Origin of the sequence: Propionispora vibrioides, assembly GCF_900110485.1 — a bacterium.
GTDB classification, from domain to species: domain Bacteria; phylum Bacillota; class Negativicutes; order Propionisporales; family Propionisporaceae; genus Propionispora; species Propionispora vibrioides.
The window spans coordinates 1-18,677 of the sequence record NZ_FODY01000044.1; the positions used below are offsets into that span (position 1 = coordinate 1).

Genomic DNA, 18,677 nt, shown 5'->3' on the forward strand with positions numbered 1-18,677 from the left:
AAGACAGATTTGGATATCGATCCACCGTCATCTCCGGGCAACTTCCGGTCCGAGAGTGGCATGGGCTGTTTGAAGACAGTACAATTGCCGATGCCGTGCTTGATCGGCTCGTTCACAACTCCTATCGTTTCGAACTTTCCGGGCCATCGAAGCGTAACCCGAATGAGCCCTAGAGACTAAAATGAGGATATTACGACTGTAACTACTGAATGATTTTTGTTAAACTGAAAATACTTCACGAGGTGGCCGAATCCGACCGGATTCGGTGCCCGAATGTGACCGGATTGCCGGCCGAATTGGCCGGATTAAGCATTTAGTTGGAAATCATATACCTTTCTATGTTCAACTTTCTATTTTCCTATTACAATTCTCAATCTTTTTGTAACAAATTCCTTCAGCTAAACATCTTAGTTTCTTTTCTAATGCCGCAGTCGGCGATTACCGAGAGGATACTTTCTGCCCGGGACAAGCTTAGCCTGGAAGCGGCAATTTTATCGCAGTCGCGTCTATATTTGCGCACACATAAGGCCAGAGCCGATTTCAGACCTCACTGGCGGACTTACTGTGAATTTGTCACTTATTTCGAGTAGTTCGTCGGTATAGCGGGATGTGCAAACCAAGAAGTAATACAGATTTCCCCACATGATACCCCTAGAGCCCAGACAATGGATATGTAAAGAGAAAAAGGTTAGTTTTCTCCTTTATTCCAGCCCATCAATAAAAAAGGTCCTAATCTTCCACAGTTGCTTCATGAGAGTACCAGAGAATATTTCCTCTAAAACTGTTCGGGATGTATTTTGCATTGCTCATGCCAGGCCTTGCAATCAGTCAGCGCTTCAAAGGTCGGATTAAACAGATCAATAACTTTTAGCACTTCAGATACCTTCAAATCCCGTTTTATGTACATATCAAAGCCAGCTGACGGCTCGGGGTACTCTATATCTTTGGAAATAAAATAAGAAAGAAAACGTTCAACGTAATTGGGAGGATATTGATCTGCATCCGAAATCGGTATAGAACACTTGACGATACAAGGAACCCCTATTGTTCTTAAAGTGCCTAAAATATGACCATCGTTCTCATGGCCACAATACATAGCTTCACCACCCCATGAGCGGAAAAGACGGTAAACGGCGCTACATTCTTTAAGAGTTGAGCGGTTTGGACAGAACCAAAGGTTACCGGTACGAGTACCATGCAGATTATGAAGGTTTGCTTTAATTTTGGGGCTATTGGCCAGGTACTCAAACTCTGTCTGAGACAGATGCCCGTGCTCACGTGCAGAATTTAGGCGGCTTCGGATTAAGTCAGGAGATAGAACTTTCATTCCTTCACGATATATAGCACTGATTTCAGTGGGAGTAAGCCGGGTACAATGATAACCAATGATATTGTACTTGTTCAATACTTCGTTTAGGCTTTGGACCAAAGTATCATACCCGTTTTTATATTTGTTTACAGGTGGTCTAGTTCGCAGGACAACATCTTCACGGCACAGGTAATCAATCCGTTTGGATTCTTGGTGGTAAAAAAGGATGAGCTTTTTGTTCTGTGTGGCCACCTCTAAAAAGTCGGTCGGCCATGTATCGATTTTCTCAATCTCGACGTCCAACTTAGTCGGCATAGCATTGAACCTCGGTTCTTTAGACATTAGAAAATTTTCTATGATTGCGCAATTTTAAGCGCCACACCATTGAGTTATGGAATAATAATATTATCTGTTTTCTTCTCTTAGCCTTATACGTAAATGCTTGTCAACTCATAAACTCTCTAAATTTCTTAAAGCTAAAACCTATCCCGTTGAAATTAGGTTCCAAAATAATCGAATCTACTATAGCTCTCCCCACACCTTGCTTCCGTTGTTGGGTTATTTGAAATCTAGCTAAATTCTTTTTATTTTGTATATCCTTAAAAATTGAAGTTATTAAAGGCATTACGTCAGATGTACTCTTGCAACACTTTCTCAAGGGAATCAAGACAAACTTAAATTGTTCATCACTGTCATTTAAGTTCCTCGCCCTTCTGGAACGATTCTTGAATTGATGCGGATTCGTTTTAGTAATCAAAATAGCAGGCAATAAGTCTGTCGCATCCTCGCCATTAATACTATGCCAAGACAGTACTTCGTCGTCAAAATGGCCCATATCTTCCCCGGTGCCTATAATAACTGCAGACTTAGTCTTACATGCTAAAGCCGATAGCTTATAAAAGTTGTCCCTAATAATATTGCATAAAGGCTCATCCCAACCATAATCAAGTATATAAATATAATACTCACGGTCAGCCTGTGGAGATAACATTTCTAAGCTATGAATAACTAACCCCATATTTCATACTTCCATTCCGTCCATCAAGGACTATTTTCCCTAAGCTGGATAGTCGGTTACTTTAACTTCATTTAATGGCCTATCTCGATTGTCACAGGCCATTAAGGGTCATCTCAATATTTTTAATATACAGACCTCCTCTTTTCTTATGTTAATGTTTTGTCGTAAGTTTGCTATCAAACAGGTAATTACCAATCCCTTCCGAAATGTCTGCACCTAGGAAATAAAACTCCCTAGAAATCCCGGCTTCTCCGCATATTTCTGAAAATATTTTAAGTATTTCAGCATGCGTCAAATCAATCCAAGCACCTAATTACCTATCGTCAATACAGTAAAACTGCCGTTCTTCACTTGCTAACCCCAGATGGATATCATCAGTCCTTACAGCCAAATCATACCTTTCATGTAATGCACGTAATAAATCGACAATGGCATCCTGTTTCCTGAGCCATAATGGATTAGATAAATAGGCTTTTCCCTTTGATTTTTGGAGTACCGCTCATCTCTCGCTCTTAGTGCTCCGATGTTAATCGCAGTAATAGTTGGTGCTAAGAATACCGTCACCCTCAAGCCCCTTGCAGATTACCTACCTTCAAACCCTTACAGCCAGATATTCGGCACGTTAATTATCAAAGTGCTTGATCGTCTGAATCAGGTCACCACTCGAGCCATAGTAAAATAATCCTGATATGTGAGGCATTGAAAACTCCATTTTGTAATTAGATAAAGATTCTTGAAGTATTCTTTTCTCCGCCAAAATCGTCCAAAAAACTGCATATCCTTTTTCCTTTAGAAATTCCCGAAATACATTTGCATCCATGAAAAAGCCTATTTCTTCACGTAAAAGCTCATTGCTATCAAAACATACAATATATCCGCTTCTATCATATAATACAGTATTCTCTTTCCCATATACTAATTGTAAAGCATTAAAAATTTCGCCACATGGTTTGTACCATGAAATACTACCATCCCCAAGGGTATCTCCTGAACGCTCAGATAAATACCTAAATGATGGTACCAAAACTTTTTCAAGAACTTCGGAGTACTCACCATAATGGGTATCGATATTAACCCATTCTTCACCACAGTAATATGGATTCTGAAAAAAGCGATAGCCCTCAGACCAATAGTATTCCTTGTTAAATAATTGATAATTATCATTCGGTTCAGCTGCCCAGCGTCCCATAAAATCAGCTTCTGATAGTGTTTCAATATATTTTTCAAACTGATCCTGCTTAACAATATAGCTATTGATTTGCACCCAGATATCTTTTAAGGGCGTTTGATATTTTTTATCTCCCAATGCTTTATTTTCACTCCAAGAGTACCATCCATTGAGTAGAAGATATTCCTTATGGTCATATACTATTTGCAGCATTTCTTTTATTGTTGGCAAATCGTTAAAATCCGCAAGCCAGGTATGATGATCTTGGCAGGGGATAGTATAAATGGCATCATGAATTAGCCTATCGCGCATATCATCTTGCTGAGGTTCAGGCAAAGAGACTGTTGGATCAATACGTCTTATATTAGGTTCAAATGAACCCAAGCAATATGCTTTCATTTTGCCCCCATGGTCATCTGTATATATTTGTAATTGAAAATTGTCAGCTACCTGTGCTGCCAATTCATAAAGTGCAATCCATTGATATTTCTTCCCTATTCTTTCACTTTTTTTATAGCCACCTCGTCCGCCACTTATTCTTCTATCAAACTTCCCATGCTTTTCTACATTATATCCCAAATCAAATATTCTCTTGATCGCAATATTGCGTAGATCGTTAGGATCTAGTTGTTTCCAAGCCGAGAAATATCGTTGAAATACATATCTTCCAAAATCACCGTATCCACCCGGCTTTCCATCACGAGAGTATTCCACTTTCATAGAACTCAAAATTGCATTTTGTCCCCAGTAAGAATCCTTAAACCCCGAATCTTTATAATCATATTTATACATGTTTATTGTTTCATCCGATGGAATATCAGGGAACACAGTCTTATATGGGGGAGAAACCTTGTCTAAATTTATATCCAAGCTCTTCAACTTATAATTTGCATAGTCAATTATATTTTTAGCATAGTCTCGAAGTAAAATATTGGGATATACAAATTCTTGGTTAAATACGGCTTCATAAACATATTCAACAAGCGATAATAATTTAGAATCGTTTTGTTCAGATACAGCACAAGCAAAGGCAACGGCATATAGTCGCTCGACAATATAAGGATCATCAATATCTTCAAAATATTTAAGAGTGCTAATCATTATTTCAGTATGGTTTTTGAGCAAAACAGAAAGAGCTTTTGTTGCTTTATCCCTTAAATGCAAATTTGAAGATATTAAGAAAGTAGATACCGTTAAAGCAGCCAACTTAATAAATCCTTCTGAGTAAGAACTCTTGGAACTGGAAAGTACACACCAATCTAACAAGCGATTTATCGAAGAGCCCTCATTCTCATAAATATCATTAAATAGCGGAATAAAGAAGGCATCTCTATCAGACATAGAAATTTTTGATATAAAATCCACTGTACAATACCCATTAAGAGGAAAATTCTCTTTTGTAGCAATAAGTATCAATGTATCAAATAAATGCTGAACTTCATAAGAATCACTTATTACATAAGTATTAATATATTCCTTAGTTTTCTCCGTGATAGACTGTGCGCGTCTCCACTTTAAATTCTCCACAAAAGCATACTTAACATTCCTATTGTCTGGAGCAAAAATCTCAAAGATCTCCGTTTCTATTTCTTCCGCCAAAGCTATGGCTAAGCATCCTAATATACTGCGTTTGTAAATTACATTTTTATGTTTATTTACAAAGTCATCTTTACCAATACGCGTAATTTCTTGAAGCAGTTTATTTGAGTATAAAAAATCTTCCAGTCTTTCGTAAGTGACATAGATATATTCTTGACCATCGTAATTTACATTTTGCGTTACAATACCTTCACTGAGTAACTGCCCTAAAAGATCATCTTTACAGGCATATTTAGTCTGTATGCTTAAAATTATGTCAGACAAAGCATCAAAGGGAATAAAATTGTTGTCGTTATTATCATATTTGTATTCAACAATCTTGTTTAATACTTCATAGACTACAGGATACCGACGATTAAATCCACAAATATTTGAAATTTTTATATTGATTGTATCAATATAATTTTTATAAACATCTGAATATTTAATGTTATTGAATTGGACGATTTGCTTCCTATACCCTTCGCAGAATAAACGTAGAAATAAGGGATTCTGAAATTCATGATTGGCTAGAGGGACCTCTGAATAAGTAATGCCATAAAAATCGAAATACTTTTTTGTAGCTTCATATTCAACCATACCAAAGCCATTATGAGTGACGCATACTAATTCGTCCCTCAAGTTTCTATTATCTTCAAATACAAAATCAATATATTCTGATCTTATAGATGCAACAAAACCAAGCCAAGAAAAGCTCTTAAACTTTTCTATAATAGCCGCTAGATAGTTTTTCCAAATAGTTTTACCGTTTCCTTCGTTAAGAGCATCTATAAAAATAATAATTCGCATTTTTTGTTCTTGTGCTACACTATTAAGATAGCTCAAGAACTCATCAGGTGCTTTATTAATATTTATTAAATTCATCATTTCTTGTAGTGGAGGAACCATTCCTTTGAAATGCTGCCCTAACAACAATATAGATTTATTGCCGTCTGCCATACGATTACTTACAGCATCTGCAATAATATGAGATTTTCCCGTACCCCCCTCTCCATCAAGCAAGACATATGGTACAATACTTGCTTTAACCTCAGATGAACAAATATAATCAAGATAATCCACGACGCTATTTAGAGCCTTTTGAATTAGATATATTTGATGGTCGATATTATTATTATCATCTTTATCTTTTTTGTCATATAAAGAGGATAATGCCTTATCAAGTATATTCTCCGCTTCATTAAGCATTGATATTAAGCATCTAATATCAATATCTGATAATGGATTGGACAAAACAGAAGTGAGTAACTTTGTTATTGAGTTAGATATATCATTAATCTCATCTAGTTCAGGGGATTTTAATTTAATAAGGAACTCATCACTTTTATATTTTAGACGATTATAAAATTTGGTATTTTTAGTCACGCTATCAAAGATCAAGCTAGTATCAATAGGTATATGTAAATCAGGAATATATCTGTCTCCAAGATTTTTTATCTGCTCAATATTCTGGTGGATAAACCATTCATCAGCTAAAAGAAAATTCTTCTTGTCAAATAATAACAAATGAATTCGCTGGATTTCTGCTTTAATAGCACTTAACTCTTTTTCAGTAAAATCAAACTTGTGCAAAATGGATTGAACATCGGTTTTGGTTTGTACCATTAAATAAAATAGCGCGCGATCTTGCGATTGAAGATTCCCATAAACATATTTTTTTGATTTGTCCAATAAAGCATCACAAAACTCATTGATAACTTGTTTGTCATGATAAGCTAATCTCTGGTCTTGTTCCATCGCAAGTATCAATCTCTTTTTCAAGGCTAAGATAAAGGCTTCTTCAGATACCGATTTCTCTGAAACATCTGTGACATATTCAAAAACATTAAGAATTACTCGGTGAGATTTTATGTATGTATAAAATCTACCAGTAGTAACTATTGTCCCGTCGTTTTTCTTTTCAAATTCAATAGCCCAATTTGCAAGACTTTCTTTAAATTTTGCAATTGATTTTTTATCTTTCCATATACCAACTTTGTCATATAAAAAGCTGGAAAAAATATTTGCTATTATGCTTAATAAAGTATCCATCAGCCCTACTCCTATCTATTTAATAAAGAATAATTCCTTATTATCCAGCAAGTCCTTTAAATCATCGACAGATCGCTAGTCATTGGAAATCTTATGCTCAACCACGGGAAGAGAAGTCGCTAAGAATTGAAAATAGCCAGCGTTTTTCCAAGCCTTATGATTTCCAACAACATATAAACGTCGCTTAGCGCGAGTCATAGCAACAGAGGACGCGGGGACGGTGGTGCTGTCTTACTATATTTTTTCAATAAATCTTTTCCTCAAGACACCCCCACCGTCCCCGTGTCTCACATATATTGTTGAGACATATCTGGCATAATTAATCCTCCATTATATTTAATACTTCAAATGTTTTATTATTCTTTTGCTACCCTGAAATTCCCTGTAGGAGTAGCGAGGCACTATTCTAATCATGCAAACAGAGGAAGCGACAATTCTAAACAGGTTATTTTTCCCTATCGGTAAGTAAATTGCCAATAACCTCGTCCTTATGACATCATCTATTTTTAGCTATAAACAAGATTATAGAAATAAATCTTAAAAATAGTTTAGAGGTTCTAGAATGTTAACCAGTTTTCAGACTTTCAGCCATTCTTTGTGAGACTGAACGATGTACTATAGCTTGAACAATTTGATTCATATTTTTCAATCTAAATATTTGTGTGAAATTAAAAAAACCATATTTTATTACAAGCTTTCCTATAAGTTCATCTGCAAAAGAAGATGATATAACAGCAATGCCACCAAAATCTATTTCAATAACCTGTTTTGAATCATTATAAATATTTATTATTTCATTTCGTATTCTTTCACCAGATTGTCTAGTTCCAGTTCCAGAGGATTTCTCTGCAAGCTTATATTCAAGTATTCCTTGGTCATTTTCTAAGTTCTCAATTCGTAAATTGACCGGTTCATAACCACCAAGCGCATCAGAAACAGATATTTCCTTTTCACAGTCTACCTGAAAGTCAATAATAGCACCTGGATTTTCTTTAGAGAGAAAAGGTAATTTATTAAATGTGCTTATTTCATCTCCCAGCATCATATAGGATGCTGGTCCAGAAGTAATAACTAATCTACCTGAATTAGATTTTACAATTTCATGCAACCCCCACATTCCATTACCTTGTCCAATTTTAGTATCTCGAGTTACTCCTTCTTCAATTGATAATGTAATTGCATCTACAGGATAGCGCGGCGCATGAACTGATTCTTTTAGTGAGTTATAAATACCCTGACCATTATCGGAAATACAAAATGCTATGTGTTTTGATGTTTTATGAATTTGCCCCATGACATAACCTGCTTCTATTTTGGAATGTTGTATTACATTGTCCATTACCTCATTTAGGCACCAAGTGAGACCTTCAATTACTCCCTTTTGACACTCAATGTTCTTAGATACATCATCGATAAAGGAATCGACTAATAGATTAACATCATCTGAATTACAAAACTGCCAAACAATATCAAGTGCTGATCTAGACAGTTCAGAGTGATGATCTCGAACTTTCAAAGGACTTTCTATATAACTTCTGGTCAAATACTCCGGCATTTTATTAATAATTAAATCAATACCCTCTTGTTTATAAAAGGTTATTATACTAGCAAGCGGAACACATACGTTTGGAAATGCAGATTTTACGTTAGAAAAATCCAAAATAAATTTCTCAAATCCTTGTTTTTTTCCAAAAAAAATCGCTTTTAAGAAATTACTAACATTTGCAGGATGATTCATTTTGTTAACTACAATAATATTTTGACTTCTTTTAACATCCAAAACTGTTTTTTGTACTTCCATAATTATATTCCTCCATAATCAAGGCGGATAGTAACATTCCTTTCCGCCAATTTTTCATATGATCCTCAATAAGAATAACTAATCTAATCTTTAAAATTCATTTGGAATATAATAATATCTTTAGATTCTAAATAAGGAAACTCCTGCTAAATTTTGTATTAATTTGACAAAGATGATTGTTTTATGGCAACAGGTCTCCATAGGGTTATTAGCATCATTCCTATCCCGGTTTTGTCAATTTGACAATCTATATAAAACAGTTAAGCATTTCCATACTCGATTCTATTTCTCATAACTTTCCTTTCGCAGATAAAAATGGAGGTGTCACAAAACGCTTTGCGGCACCTCCATTCGGTTCACAGAAACACTTAATTTCATCCAAATTTTCTCTTACATTTTATTTAGCTAACATTTGCTTTGTCCTATTTTCACCTTTATCTGTAACATCATACAAAGAGCATTTCCCCAAGGGCAACGCCCTGGTGAAAATGCTCTCTGATCACTTCGCGAAGCGTACTATTGCAGGTTGGCTACATTGCTTTTCCTGCTTCATAAGCTTTTAATAAAAGCTCTTTATTATCAGCCGCGGTGTTGGGGTCTCCGCCGCCCGTTAGTAAAATGGTATCAACTACATGTAAGCCAAACATCTTAAACAAATCTTTATTGATTTGAAAGGATGCTTGAAAAGACTGCGCATCTGGATTTCCCTGAGAATATACCATGACCAGGCTTTTAGCCGCATAGCGAGGCTTATAGTTTTCATCAAACAAGCCACAGAGTCTGTCCCATAACAGCTTCATTTGAGCTGTAACCTGCCAAAGGTATACGGGCGAGCCAAAAACCACAACATCGGCATCGACAATATGTTTAAACATATCCTCAAAATCGTCTTGCATAAAACAGTGCCCGGTCTTGCGACAGACTAAACAGCCTTGACAGGGTTTGATGTTCATATCATAAAGATCAAAAACCGCTGTTTCAGCACCGGCAGCTTGTGCTCCCCGAATAACTTCTTTAACAAGAGTGGCCGTATTGCCATTCTTCCTTGGACTCCCCACAAAAGCGACTACTTTTTTCATGCTGTAATTTCCTCCATTGAATTAATTTTTTTGTCCTGCATTGCCTTTGATACTTCCTTTGTCAGTACCATAGTATTTCCTGTCTTGTGCGGACTTTCATTTAAAACGACGATTTTTTCATAGGTTCCATATCTCCAATTTTAAATTAGTGTTGTATTTATAGTACCACCCAGTTTATCATGGTAATAGATATGCATTTATACTAGTACTACTAATGCTACGATAAAGGCAGGTAAGAGTTTTATGGATAATGAAAAGCAGCGATATAGAGAATTAGGTGATTTTTTAAAGTCACGCCGGGCAAAAATCTTACCTGCCCAGGTTGGCCTGCCTGAAGGAATACGCCGGCGAACCCCCGGTCTTAGAAGAGAGGAAGTAGCTTCACTTTCCGGAATCGGGTTAACCTGGTATACGTGGATTGAACAGGGCCGTCCTATTCAAATATCCTCACAAATACTTGAAAGCTTAGCCAGAACCTTGATGCTTGACAGGCATGAAACCAAACATCTTTACACTCTGGCTCAGCACACACCACCGGTCGGTTTTCCTATTTGCAATGATCCTGTTAATCCCATGCTGCAGCATGTGCTGGACAACTTAGAATTTTCTCCGGCAACCATTGTTGATGTCCGGTTTAATGTTATTTCGTGGAACAGAGCTGCGGCAAAAATTGTGTTTGATTACGGTAAGATTAATGCTTCTAAACGTAACCTGCTGCGAATCATGTTTACAAATGAAGAATATAAAAAGGCAATGGCTGATTGGGAGTTCACAGCGCAAGCGATGCTTGCCTGCTTTCGTACAGCTTATGCAAACTTCGTCGGAAATCCTTGGATTGAGGATTTTATAAATGAACTCAGGAGCGAAAGCAAAGAATTCGATTCGTGGTGGTCCATGCACGACATCCAAAAAGAGGAGGGAGTATTAAAAATTATTAACCATCCGGTTTTAGGACAGTTGAAATTTGAGTTTACCAGTTATGCGGTTTTATCAGATTCTAATTTAAAACTGTCTGTACTCACCTCTATTCCAGGGTCAGCTACCGAGGAAAAGATAAAACAATTTCTATCGCGTTAAGTCCATTTCCCTGAGTACTGTCAGTAATTTTTCGCATATTTGTTTTGGCGCCCACTGAGCGAAAATTCAGCCAATATCTAGCCCAAACAAGCCTTGAGAAGCAGACGGACAATGCTTTGGACTAGTTGATGACAAACCAAATTCTCTGGAAGAAATCTTTCTGCCACACTGTATAGTGCCGAAACTTGATGAAAGCAGCCGCTGCGGCCGAATTATAAGTAACGTCCCCGGACTACATGCGTACAGGCAACCACAGGGGCAGGTTCGCTGTCTCAGGAAAAGCGTACCTGTCCCCGTGGTTATGTTTCTTATTAATTATTTATTGGTAGCTCAGCTAGTTTTTCAGCAAGTTCCTTATACCAGGACAACGTTAATGCATTTGCACCAATACCGCATGCATCCATATGATCAATCGAGTCTAACAAGGGCATGGAATTCCACTTGCCTATTTGGGGTATCCCATTATAAGTAACAATCTTATCGGAAGACCAGATTTTCGGACCACTCTGAGAAATGGTGTTGACCACGCCGTCATTGGGTTTCCAACTATCATCAATAATAACCCGCCCTTGTTCATTACGCGTATAACTTCCGATGAATGTTCCAAACGGATATAACAACGGAGTCATATAAATTACATGGGGAAGCTCGTTACTCGTCAAAATACTGGGGACTGTTGCACAGGCAGAATAAGAAAAATAGTATACATCAGGTTGTGCCTTAACCCACGAATTGAGCACACGAGCGCCATCGGTACTTAAATCCCAATTGGCAAGGTCGTTAGTATCATTCCAGATTTCACTCCCCAAAACCCTGTTTGTATAAGCTGTAAGGCTTTCCTTGGGCATTCTGTTCAAGCCCCACTGATCAAGTTTAAAATCATAGATAAGTGTTTCTCCTGCACCGGTAAAGGCTGCCAGAGAGGCTATAAAATTCTTAGTAAAATCTCCAAACGTATTGCTTTCGTCTGCAAGAGTAGTACCATCATGAGTAGAAGCAATCGTCGTAACACTGTGAACCCACGATTTGCCACCTGCAAAGAGCGGACTTAGTTGAGATGGCGTTGCATTTTGTTCCGCCTTGCTGCCTTCCTTGAGCAATTGAACCAGGGTGCGTACGGTCTGACCGCCCATGCTGTGAGCCACAAGATGAATCTTATTTACTTTACCTTCCGTCGTAAGGTTACCCCATTCAGGATAAAGACCAGGATATGTTCTTCCATACCTGCTGTGTCCTTCCTGCTGAGAATGTGCTTGGCCATAGTCTACCGTACCGCCTTTGATATAGGCATACAACTCACAGGCTCTGTCCCAATTACTGGATACCGGCCCTACCGTCGCAGTATAAGTCGTGTAACCGCTTGACGTAAGTTTCTGCTCATAGTCAGTCAGGCCGCCCCAATATTTTAGTCCCAGCACCTCATTTCTTCCCCAACCCATAAATCCGTGGACAAGCACTATCGGATAAGAGTTGGCCTTTGCCCGCATTACCTTTTCACTCGTTTTCCTTACTGAAGCCATTTTAGACTCCTCCTTTAACTTTTATACCTTACCACATTCTAGAGCAGATTAGATTTCAACCACTGCGATATGCGAACAGGTACGTTATTTCATAAAAAGCGGGCAAAAAACAGCAAATCTACCCCTGTGCTTCCTATTTGTGTTGGTTAGTTACGTTCCTTTAACTAATAAGTAATGCAAATTGGCGGAAATAATGCTCATAATAGAAAAATATAGTCTCTTTCAGCTTGTCTTTTAACTCAATCTGTTGTTTACCCTTGTACACGATCAAGTGTTTTAGCGAAGTTTCGGCCACCAAAATCGGACGTTTTTCGGTCATCCCCCAAAATCTTGTTGCAATCTGTTATCGTTAACTGTCACCGGTCATGTTGTGAAGGGAGGTAATGACGGTTCGTCTTCTCTTGATGTTAGTAATAATCTGAAGGAGAATAAAAATATATATCAGAAAAATGAAAGCTCAAACCACTGCAATCTTTGCAAGTGATTTGAGCTTTACTACTTATTCAAGAATATTATCGTTTACTATAACCTGCTACTCCAAGTTTCTCTCCCATAGATCGATATTCTCCAAAGCTATAACCATAAGGCATTATTTTCTCTAAATCGGGATTACCGTCTTCTTTAATTGCTTCTTCATCATAATGTATGGCAACAATTTCTCCAACAAATATATCATGACTTCCATAATTGATGATATCTTTTACCTTGCATTCTATATTAACGGCACATTCCTTTATTAATGGAGGTTTTACAACTGTTGCAGGTATCGGAGTTAGGCCAGTTTCCTCGAATTTATTTACCTTTGTCCCAGATACAATTCCGCAATAATCGGTTACCTTTGCTAAATTCTCAGAGGGAATATTTATGACATATTCCATAGATTCTTTTAATATTGAATGAGAATATCTTGCCGGGTGTACCGCAATATAAACAATAGCAGGGCTATGGCTAAAGACACCGGTCCATGCTATTGTAATAATATTAGGATTTTTATCATCTGTTTTTGTTGTTACTAGTACCGTTGGTTCTGGTAATGGTGAGACGTTTAATTGGTCCATAATTTTTTTACTCAATTTATTCACTCCTATTCTTAAACTTTATATAATTTTTAATACTAAACCTTTCCGTAATAACATTTTAGAAAGCTTTCTTCTATTCCTATCTGGCAATAATTACAATCTATGCACCCTGATTCTTGTTGTTTACCTTCCATAAATTTTTTTACGATGTCTGGTTCAATAATAAATGGTCTTGCCATAGAAATAAAATCACTTTGTCCATAATTAATAATACTTTTAATATCTTCGAGCTTTCTGATACCGCCCACAACAATAACAGGAATTTTAATATTTTCCTTGATTTTCTTTGCATTATCAACATTATACAAATATTTGGGTTCTGGACTTGCAAAACGATTTTTTAATACAATTTTCACCAGAGGATAGAGTATCTTGGGAACTTTTTTCATTAAATGATTATATTTGGCGATCATCTCAAATGGAAAACTTCCTCTTGAAGCCATGAATCCTTCCTCTGCAATACCGCAGGATACCTCTATTGCATTACACCTCGAACTCTCAAGGTATTTGGCAATTAATATAGCTTCATCAAGTTTTAAACCGTCTTTTGACTTCTCATAGCCATTAATTTTTGCAATGATCGGAAAATCGCCGACTTTTTCTCTAGATTTTTTCATAATCTCCTTGACAATTCGGAAACGATTTTCACTACTCCCACCCCATTTATCTATTCTTTTGTTCATATGAGGAGATAAAAATGATGACAGTAAATACCCATGAGAAAGCTGTAATTGAACACCATCAAAGCCGGCTTTTTTTGCTCTCTCTATTGCACTTGCAAAATTTTCAACAATCTCATAGATTCCAGATTCATTTAATTCCTGAGGAATGTCTTCGTTGTATAATTTATCTTTAATAGCGGATGGAGCAACAGTAGGCAAGCCTGTTGTCTTTGAAAATGTTTGTCTACCACAATGAGTAATCTGCAAGAAAATCGGAATATTGTACTGATGGACCCTTTCTACAAGTCTCTTGTAGTATTGGATTCTTTCATCCTTATCAATCATTAACATGTTAACCAAGGGTGATTTGCCATTTTTCATAATTGCAGCGTAACCTGTAATTATTGCTCCTACCCCTCCCTTTGCCAGCACCTCATATTTCTTTATTAACGCCTCCGATGGATTTCCCACCTCATCTGCCAAGCCCTCATGAGTAGCGGAGCGAATAATTTTATTTTTCAGTTTTATTCCTGCGATATGAGCTTCTGTAAACACGTCTTCCACAGATTATCCTCCTCTTCAATTCTTTACACAATCAATTTAATAGACTATAATCTATATATCGGCTTGTGTCTATTATATTGATGATATACTTTACTTTCAACCATCAATATTAAAACTATAGTCTATTATTCAACCAATCTAATTATTTTGTCTAATAAGGAGAATAAAAATGACAGATCGACGCATAAAAAAAACGAAAGATGCTATCCAAACCGCTTTCTCCAAACTTTTATCGGCAAATAGCATGGAAGATATCACGGTAAAAAAACTATGTGAGAAAGCTGATATTAATAAGAGTACTTTCTACTTGCATTATAAAGATATTTATGATTGTGCCGATTGTTTGCGAGATACTATTCTCGATGAAGTCAATAAAGTATTCGAGCCATATGATTTTAACGGGATAATCAATAATTTTTCAGTTATTTTAGTAAATATTATGAATGTATTTGAGACGAACAGGGAACTTTATATGCCGTTTCTTAAATCCCCAAGCCTCTCATCCAGTTTATGTAAAATGAAACAGCTCCTAATTGAAAATGTATTAAAAAAAATAGATCCTAATAATCAAGATGAGATATCCCGCTGCACGGTTTCATTTGTTATTAGTGGCATTATAAGTGTTCTTGAGCAACATGATTTTGCCGAGATTAATCAGCAGACTATTTCCATACTGGCTAATAAAGTTAAGAATGGCTTTACTCATTAGACCTTCTTCATAGCAAAAGATCCCTTGCCATTTAATGGCTAGAGATCTTCTTGAACTATATATAAATATTACTTTGACGTACATGGCCTCACTGTCATATAGAAATGGAATAAAAATAGAACCCCTTGACAATATTATCCAGCTTTGCGGCTTCATAAACCTGCTCCATGACATGCCACTGACATTAAAATAACCTTGGTCAATAATTTGACAGAAGTCTCTTTATAGAGTGCCAGAATCACTTGAAACCCCTGCAGTCAACCAATTTTATAATTAATGCATATGTCGATTTAGTGAATTCCGTTGCTATAATGATACGGTTTTCTTATATCCTAAATTTACTAACAGCCTGCACTTCCCCAGACGCCTTCTTGCTGATCTCATCGATTTTTTTCACGGATGATGCAATTACCTTGTACAAAAAGTTTTTTAGCTCTGTAATAGTTTCAAACACATATGATGGATTTATTTTTCTTAATTTGCTTATATTAGATGATTCTGCCCATGCTGTGGACAAACAAGCAACACCAGCTTTATGACAAGCAATAGCGTCGGATACTGCATCACCGACATAATAGAATTCATCGGCTTTCACTGAATACTTTTGCATAAAATATAAAATCGATTCTGCTTTATTAGGACTTTTTTCAGACCCTGTTGCTATTTCAACGAAAGTATCATTTAATCCTAACTTTTTTAAAGTGATGTCGCAGCTCTTTTCTCCTTTTCCGGTAATTAAAGCAACAATAATATGGTTTCCCTTTAAAAAGTCGATTAATTCACAGATACCAGGAAAGGGTTCAGAACACATATAATGAAGTTTCTCATAATATTGGTAAAAATCCTGTAATGCCTGTTCCCAATTCTGATTTACAACCGCTTTTATCATTCCTATTTCATTTAGTCCAAAAGTTTCTATAACATCTTTTTCTGTGATTTCATGATCTGCATAGGGTGATACAGCTTTACAAATTGCTTCGATACACATTGGAATAGAATCACAAAGAGTACCATCTAAATCGAAGGCAACCATTTTAACCATTAGACTTCTCCATTGATTTTTTTAATTACTCGGCAAGGGTTGCCAACAGCGACTGAATTGGCTGGCACATCTTTGGTTACTACACTCCCGGCCCCGATCACACAACCGTTTCCGATTTTGACACCTGGAAGTATAATGGCGCCTCCGCCTATCCAACATCCATCCCCAACATGGACGGGTAATGCGTATGTACGGCAAAAGTATTCTCCACTTTCCTCCGACCAATTTGGTGTCAGGCGTTCGTTTAGTTCAACTGGATGTGTTGCCGTGTATATCTGAACATTGGAAGCGATAAGAACATTATTACCAATTATTATTTTATTGCAATCTACGAAAGTGCAATTCATGTTTATGGATATATTATTTCCAACATATATATTGCAACCGTAGTCGCAGATAAAAGGGGTTCCCACAGATACATTGTCTCCGACACTCCCGAACATTTTTTCTAAGATCTCTCTTTTTTCTGTTTCCCGGTCATAATGCAGGCTATTATAAACTGACAATAATTTGCGGACATTAGCTTTATATTCTAAAAAAATTTGGTCATGGCAGTTGTAGTACTCACCGGTCATGCATTTTACCAGTTCTGTCATATAAATCCCCTTTCATTTTTAGTTAAAGTATAAAAAACAGCCTGTTACTTATCAAGTAACAGGCTGTTCCTATTGTGTTTTAGTCTTCTGGCGAGCACTTCCATTAGAAACAGTACGGGAACCTGCGACGTAGCATTAAATCCACCATTTACTCGTTGCATATTCATATTGTATGAAATATTCCAATCAGACATTTTAGCAATTGTAGAATTAGGTTGGTTGGTGATACTTAATATTTTACTATTACAGGCTTGAAATTCTTTAATAAGATCCACTATTGTTTTCGTTTCTCCTGAAACTGAAAGTACTAAAAGAGCTACCTTTTTTTCACCAATATCAATAACAGGATAATATGGATCTTCCAAACCCATAGAGAATTTACCTAGATTCGAAAAGTACCTCGAACCATATCTTGCAAGAGTTCCTGAAGAACCCGAACCGACAAACACGACCATTTCTGCATCTTGTATAATCTTCACACCTTGTTTGATTTTATTTTCGAATGCACTGGTGTTGGTTCCTTGAAAATAGTGAAGCAATACCTGCAAGTCACTTTGTGGAGCAATATTAGATATTTCTTTTATATTTTCATTTATTTTTTTCTTAAGCTCCGAGTAGTTATTGCAATCTGTTTTATTGCAAAACCTCAATATCGTAGATGTTGAAACATTCAACGCATTTGCTAATTCACGGATTGTCATAAAGGGAATTTTATCTTGGTTTGCTATTATATATTTATAAATTAAAATCTCTGTTTCATTAAACTTTTGAATAATATCATACGAAAACATAGCGTTCAATCCTTTATATTATTATCGCACCATACAGCCCGCAAAAGCGTACGTTTCCCTCTCTATCACTTAATGATCTTATGCAATATTTCATATTACCCAAGAATTTATAGTTACAGGCCACAGGGCAGGTACATTGCCCTACTTAGCCATCCTCTTTTTCAACGCCCCAAGCCCAATTGCAAAAACTAAGCAACTAATTTACAAGCGAGACTATGAAGAGCTACACATTTGCCAGCAACGGAAAGTTGCTCCCGAACCCACTATAGCAAACTGTCAATCGAACAACATTTCATTCCTAATCTTGAAATTGATTAATACGCAAGAGGTCGAGTAGAGGCGGAACTCACATTCCAGCCCCCCTCACGGAACCGGACTTGCCCTATTAAGGCATCCGGCTCTTCATAGCAGCATTTACTTACGTTTAGCCATAGATATTCACATAGATTCTCGCTTTTGCTAGCGGGAATCTATCTGTTAGTTTTGCAAATCCTTCCCACGTCAAGCTCTTCTTTTGGCTTCTGCGATTGAGTATTTCAAACAATTTACGCCGTACGCAGTATCCAAAGGTATGGATTCCATTGCTGTTGTCGGTTACCCCATAGTAGCGAAAGTGCCCAACCAGCTTGGCA

16 protein-coding genes are annotated in these 18,677 nt (G+C 36.8%); 3 read left to right on the forward strand and 13 right to left on the reverse strand.

Annotated features, from left to right (window positions below; all coding sequences use genetic code 11):
* Positions 1–173, forward strand: a 173-nt coding sequence (locus BMW43_RS21300; protein WP_177173704.1) for an ATP-binding protein, incomplete at its 5' end; no start/stop codon positions are given.
* A 602-nt stretch (positions 174–775) separates the two neighbouring features.
* Here the strand turns inward: BMW43_RS21300 and BMW43_RS20390 are convergent.
* From BMW43_RS20390 to BMW43_RS20410, 5 genes are all read right to left on the reverse strand, one after another.
* A complete protein-coding gene (locus BMW43_RS20390) occupies positions 776–1,651 on the reverse strand; it encodes a hypothetical protein (protein ID WP_091752294.1) in 876 nt (291 codons plus the stop codon).
* Between the two features lie 103 nt (positions 1,652–1,754).
* The gene (locus BMW43_RS20395) at positions 1,755–2,327 is read right to left on the reverse strand and encodes a hypothetical protein (RefSeq protein WP_091752296.1); all 573 of its coding nucleotides are present in this window, start codon (positions 2,325–2,327) and stop codon (positions 1,755–1,757) included.
* Between the two features lie 622 nt (positions 2,328–2,949).
* The gene (locus tag BMW43_RS20400; protein WP_091752299.1) at positions 2,950–7,125 is read right to left on the reverse strand and encodes a hypothetical protein; all 4,176 of its coding nucleotides are present in this window, start codon (positions 7,123–7,125) and stop codon (positions 2,950–2,952) included.
* 565 nt (positions 7,126–7,690) lie between these two features.
* Entirely contained in the window at positions 7,691–8,926 is a 1,236-nt protein-coding gene (locus tag BMW43_RS20405; protein ID WP_091752302.1) for an STAS-like domain-containing protein, read from the reverse strand.
* 530 nt (positions 8,927–9,456) lie between these two features.
* A complete protein-coding gene (locus BMW43_RS20410; RefSeq protein ID WP_091752304.1) occupies positions 9,457–10,005 on the reverse strand; it encodes a flavodoxin family protein in 549 nt (182 codons plus the stop codon).
* A 243-nt stretch (positions 10,006–10,248) separates the two neighbouring features.
* Between BMW43_RS20410 and BMW43_RS20415 the strand changes: the two genes are divergently transcribed.
* On the forward strand, positions 10,249–11,082 hold the full coding sequence (locus BMW43_RS20415) for a helix-turn-helix transcriptional regulator (RefSeq protein ID WP_091752307.1): 834 nt from the start codon (positions 10,249–10,251) through the stop codon (positions 11,080–11,082).
* A 311-nt stretch (positions 11,083–11,393) separates the two neighbouring features.
* On the opposite strand, the gene BMW43_RS20420 is transcribed toward BMW43_RS20415, so the two are convergent.
* The 4 genes from BMW43_RS20420 to BMW43_RS20430 form a co-directional block, all read right to left on the reverse strand.
* A complete protein-coding gene (locus BMW43_RS20420) occupies positions 11,394–12,602 on the reverse strand; it encodes an esterase/lipase family protein (protein ID WP_091752310.1) in 1,209 nt (402 codons plus the stop codon).
* Between the two features lie 160 nt (positions 12,603–12,762).
* The gene (locus BMW43_RS21415; RefSeq protein WP_218140749.1) at positions 12,763–12,921 is read right to left on the reverse strand and encodes a hypothetical protein; all 159 of its coding nucleotides are present in this window, start codon (positions 12,919–12,921) and stop codon (positions 12,763–12,765) included.
* 193 nt (positions 12,922–13,114) lie between these two features.
* Positions 13,115–13,675 (reverse strand): flavin reductase family protein, encoded by a 561-nt coding sequence (locus BMW43_RS20425; protein WP_091752313.1) that lies wholly within the window; start codon positions 13,673–13,675, stop codon positions 13,115–13,117.
* A gap of 41 nt (positions 13,676–13,716) precedes the next feature.
* Positions 13,717–14,907, reverse strand: a complete 1,191-nt coding sequence (locus BMW43_RS20430; protein ID WP_091752316.1) for an NADH:flavin oxidoreductase — start codon at positions 14,905–14,907, stop codon at positions 13,717–13,719.
* A gap of 169 nt (positions 14,908–15,076) precedes the next feature.
* Here BMW43_RS20430 and BMW43_RS20435 point away from each other — a divergent pair, with 169 nt between their 5' ends.
* Positions 15,077–15,616 (forward strand): TetR/AcrR family transcriptional regulator, encoded by a 540-nt coding sequence (locus BMW43_RS20435; RefSeq protein ID WP_091752318.1) that lies wholly within the window; start codon positions 15,077–15,079, stop codon positions 15,614–15,616.
* Between the two features lie 325 nt (positions 15,617–15,941).
* Here the strand turns inward: BMW43_RS20435 and BMW43_RS20440 are convergent, their stop codons facing one another.
* From BMW43_RS20440 to BMW43_RS21420, 4 genes are all read right to left on the reverse strand, one after another.
* Positions 15,942–16,658 carry an HAD family hydrolase gene (locus BMW43_RS20440; RefSeq protein WP_091752321.1) on the reverse strand — a complete coding sequence of 239 codons (717 nt, stop codon included), beginning with the start codon at positions 16,656–16,658 and terminating at the stop codon, positions 15,942–15,944.
* Positions 16,658–17,254 carry a sugar O-acetyltransferase gene (locus BMW43_RS21785; protein WP_091752324.1) on the reverse strand — a complete coding sequence of 199 codons (597 nt, stop codon included), beginning with the start codon at positions 17,252–17,254 and terminating at the stop codon, positions 16,658–16,660. Before BMW43_RS21785 ends, BMW43_RS20440 begins: the two co-directional genes overlap by 1 nt.
* 44 nt (positions 17,255–17,298) lie before the next feature.
* Positions 17,299–18,045, reverse strand: a complete 747-nt coding sequence (locus BMW43_RS20450; RefSeq protein WP_091752327.1) for a MurR/RpiR family transcriptional regulator — start codon at positions 18,043–18,045, stop codon at positions 17,299–17,301.
* Positions 18,046–18,469: 424 nt separating this feature from the next.
* Positions 18,470–18,677: hypothetical protein (locus BMW43_RS21420; RefSeq protein WP_439331461.1), on the reverse strand; the 208-nt coding region annotated here is incomplete at its 5' end.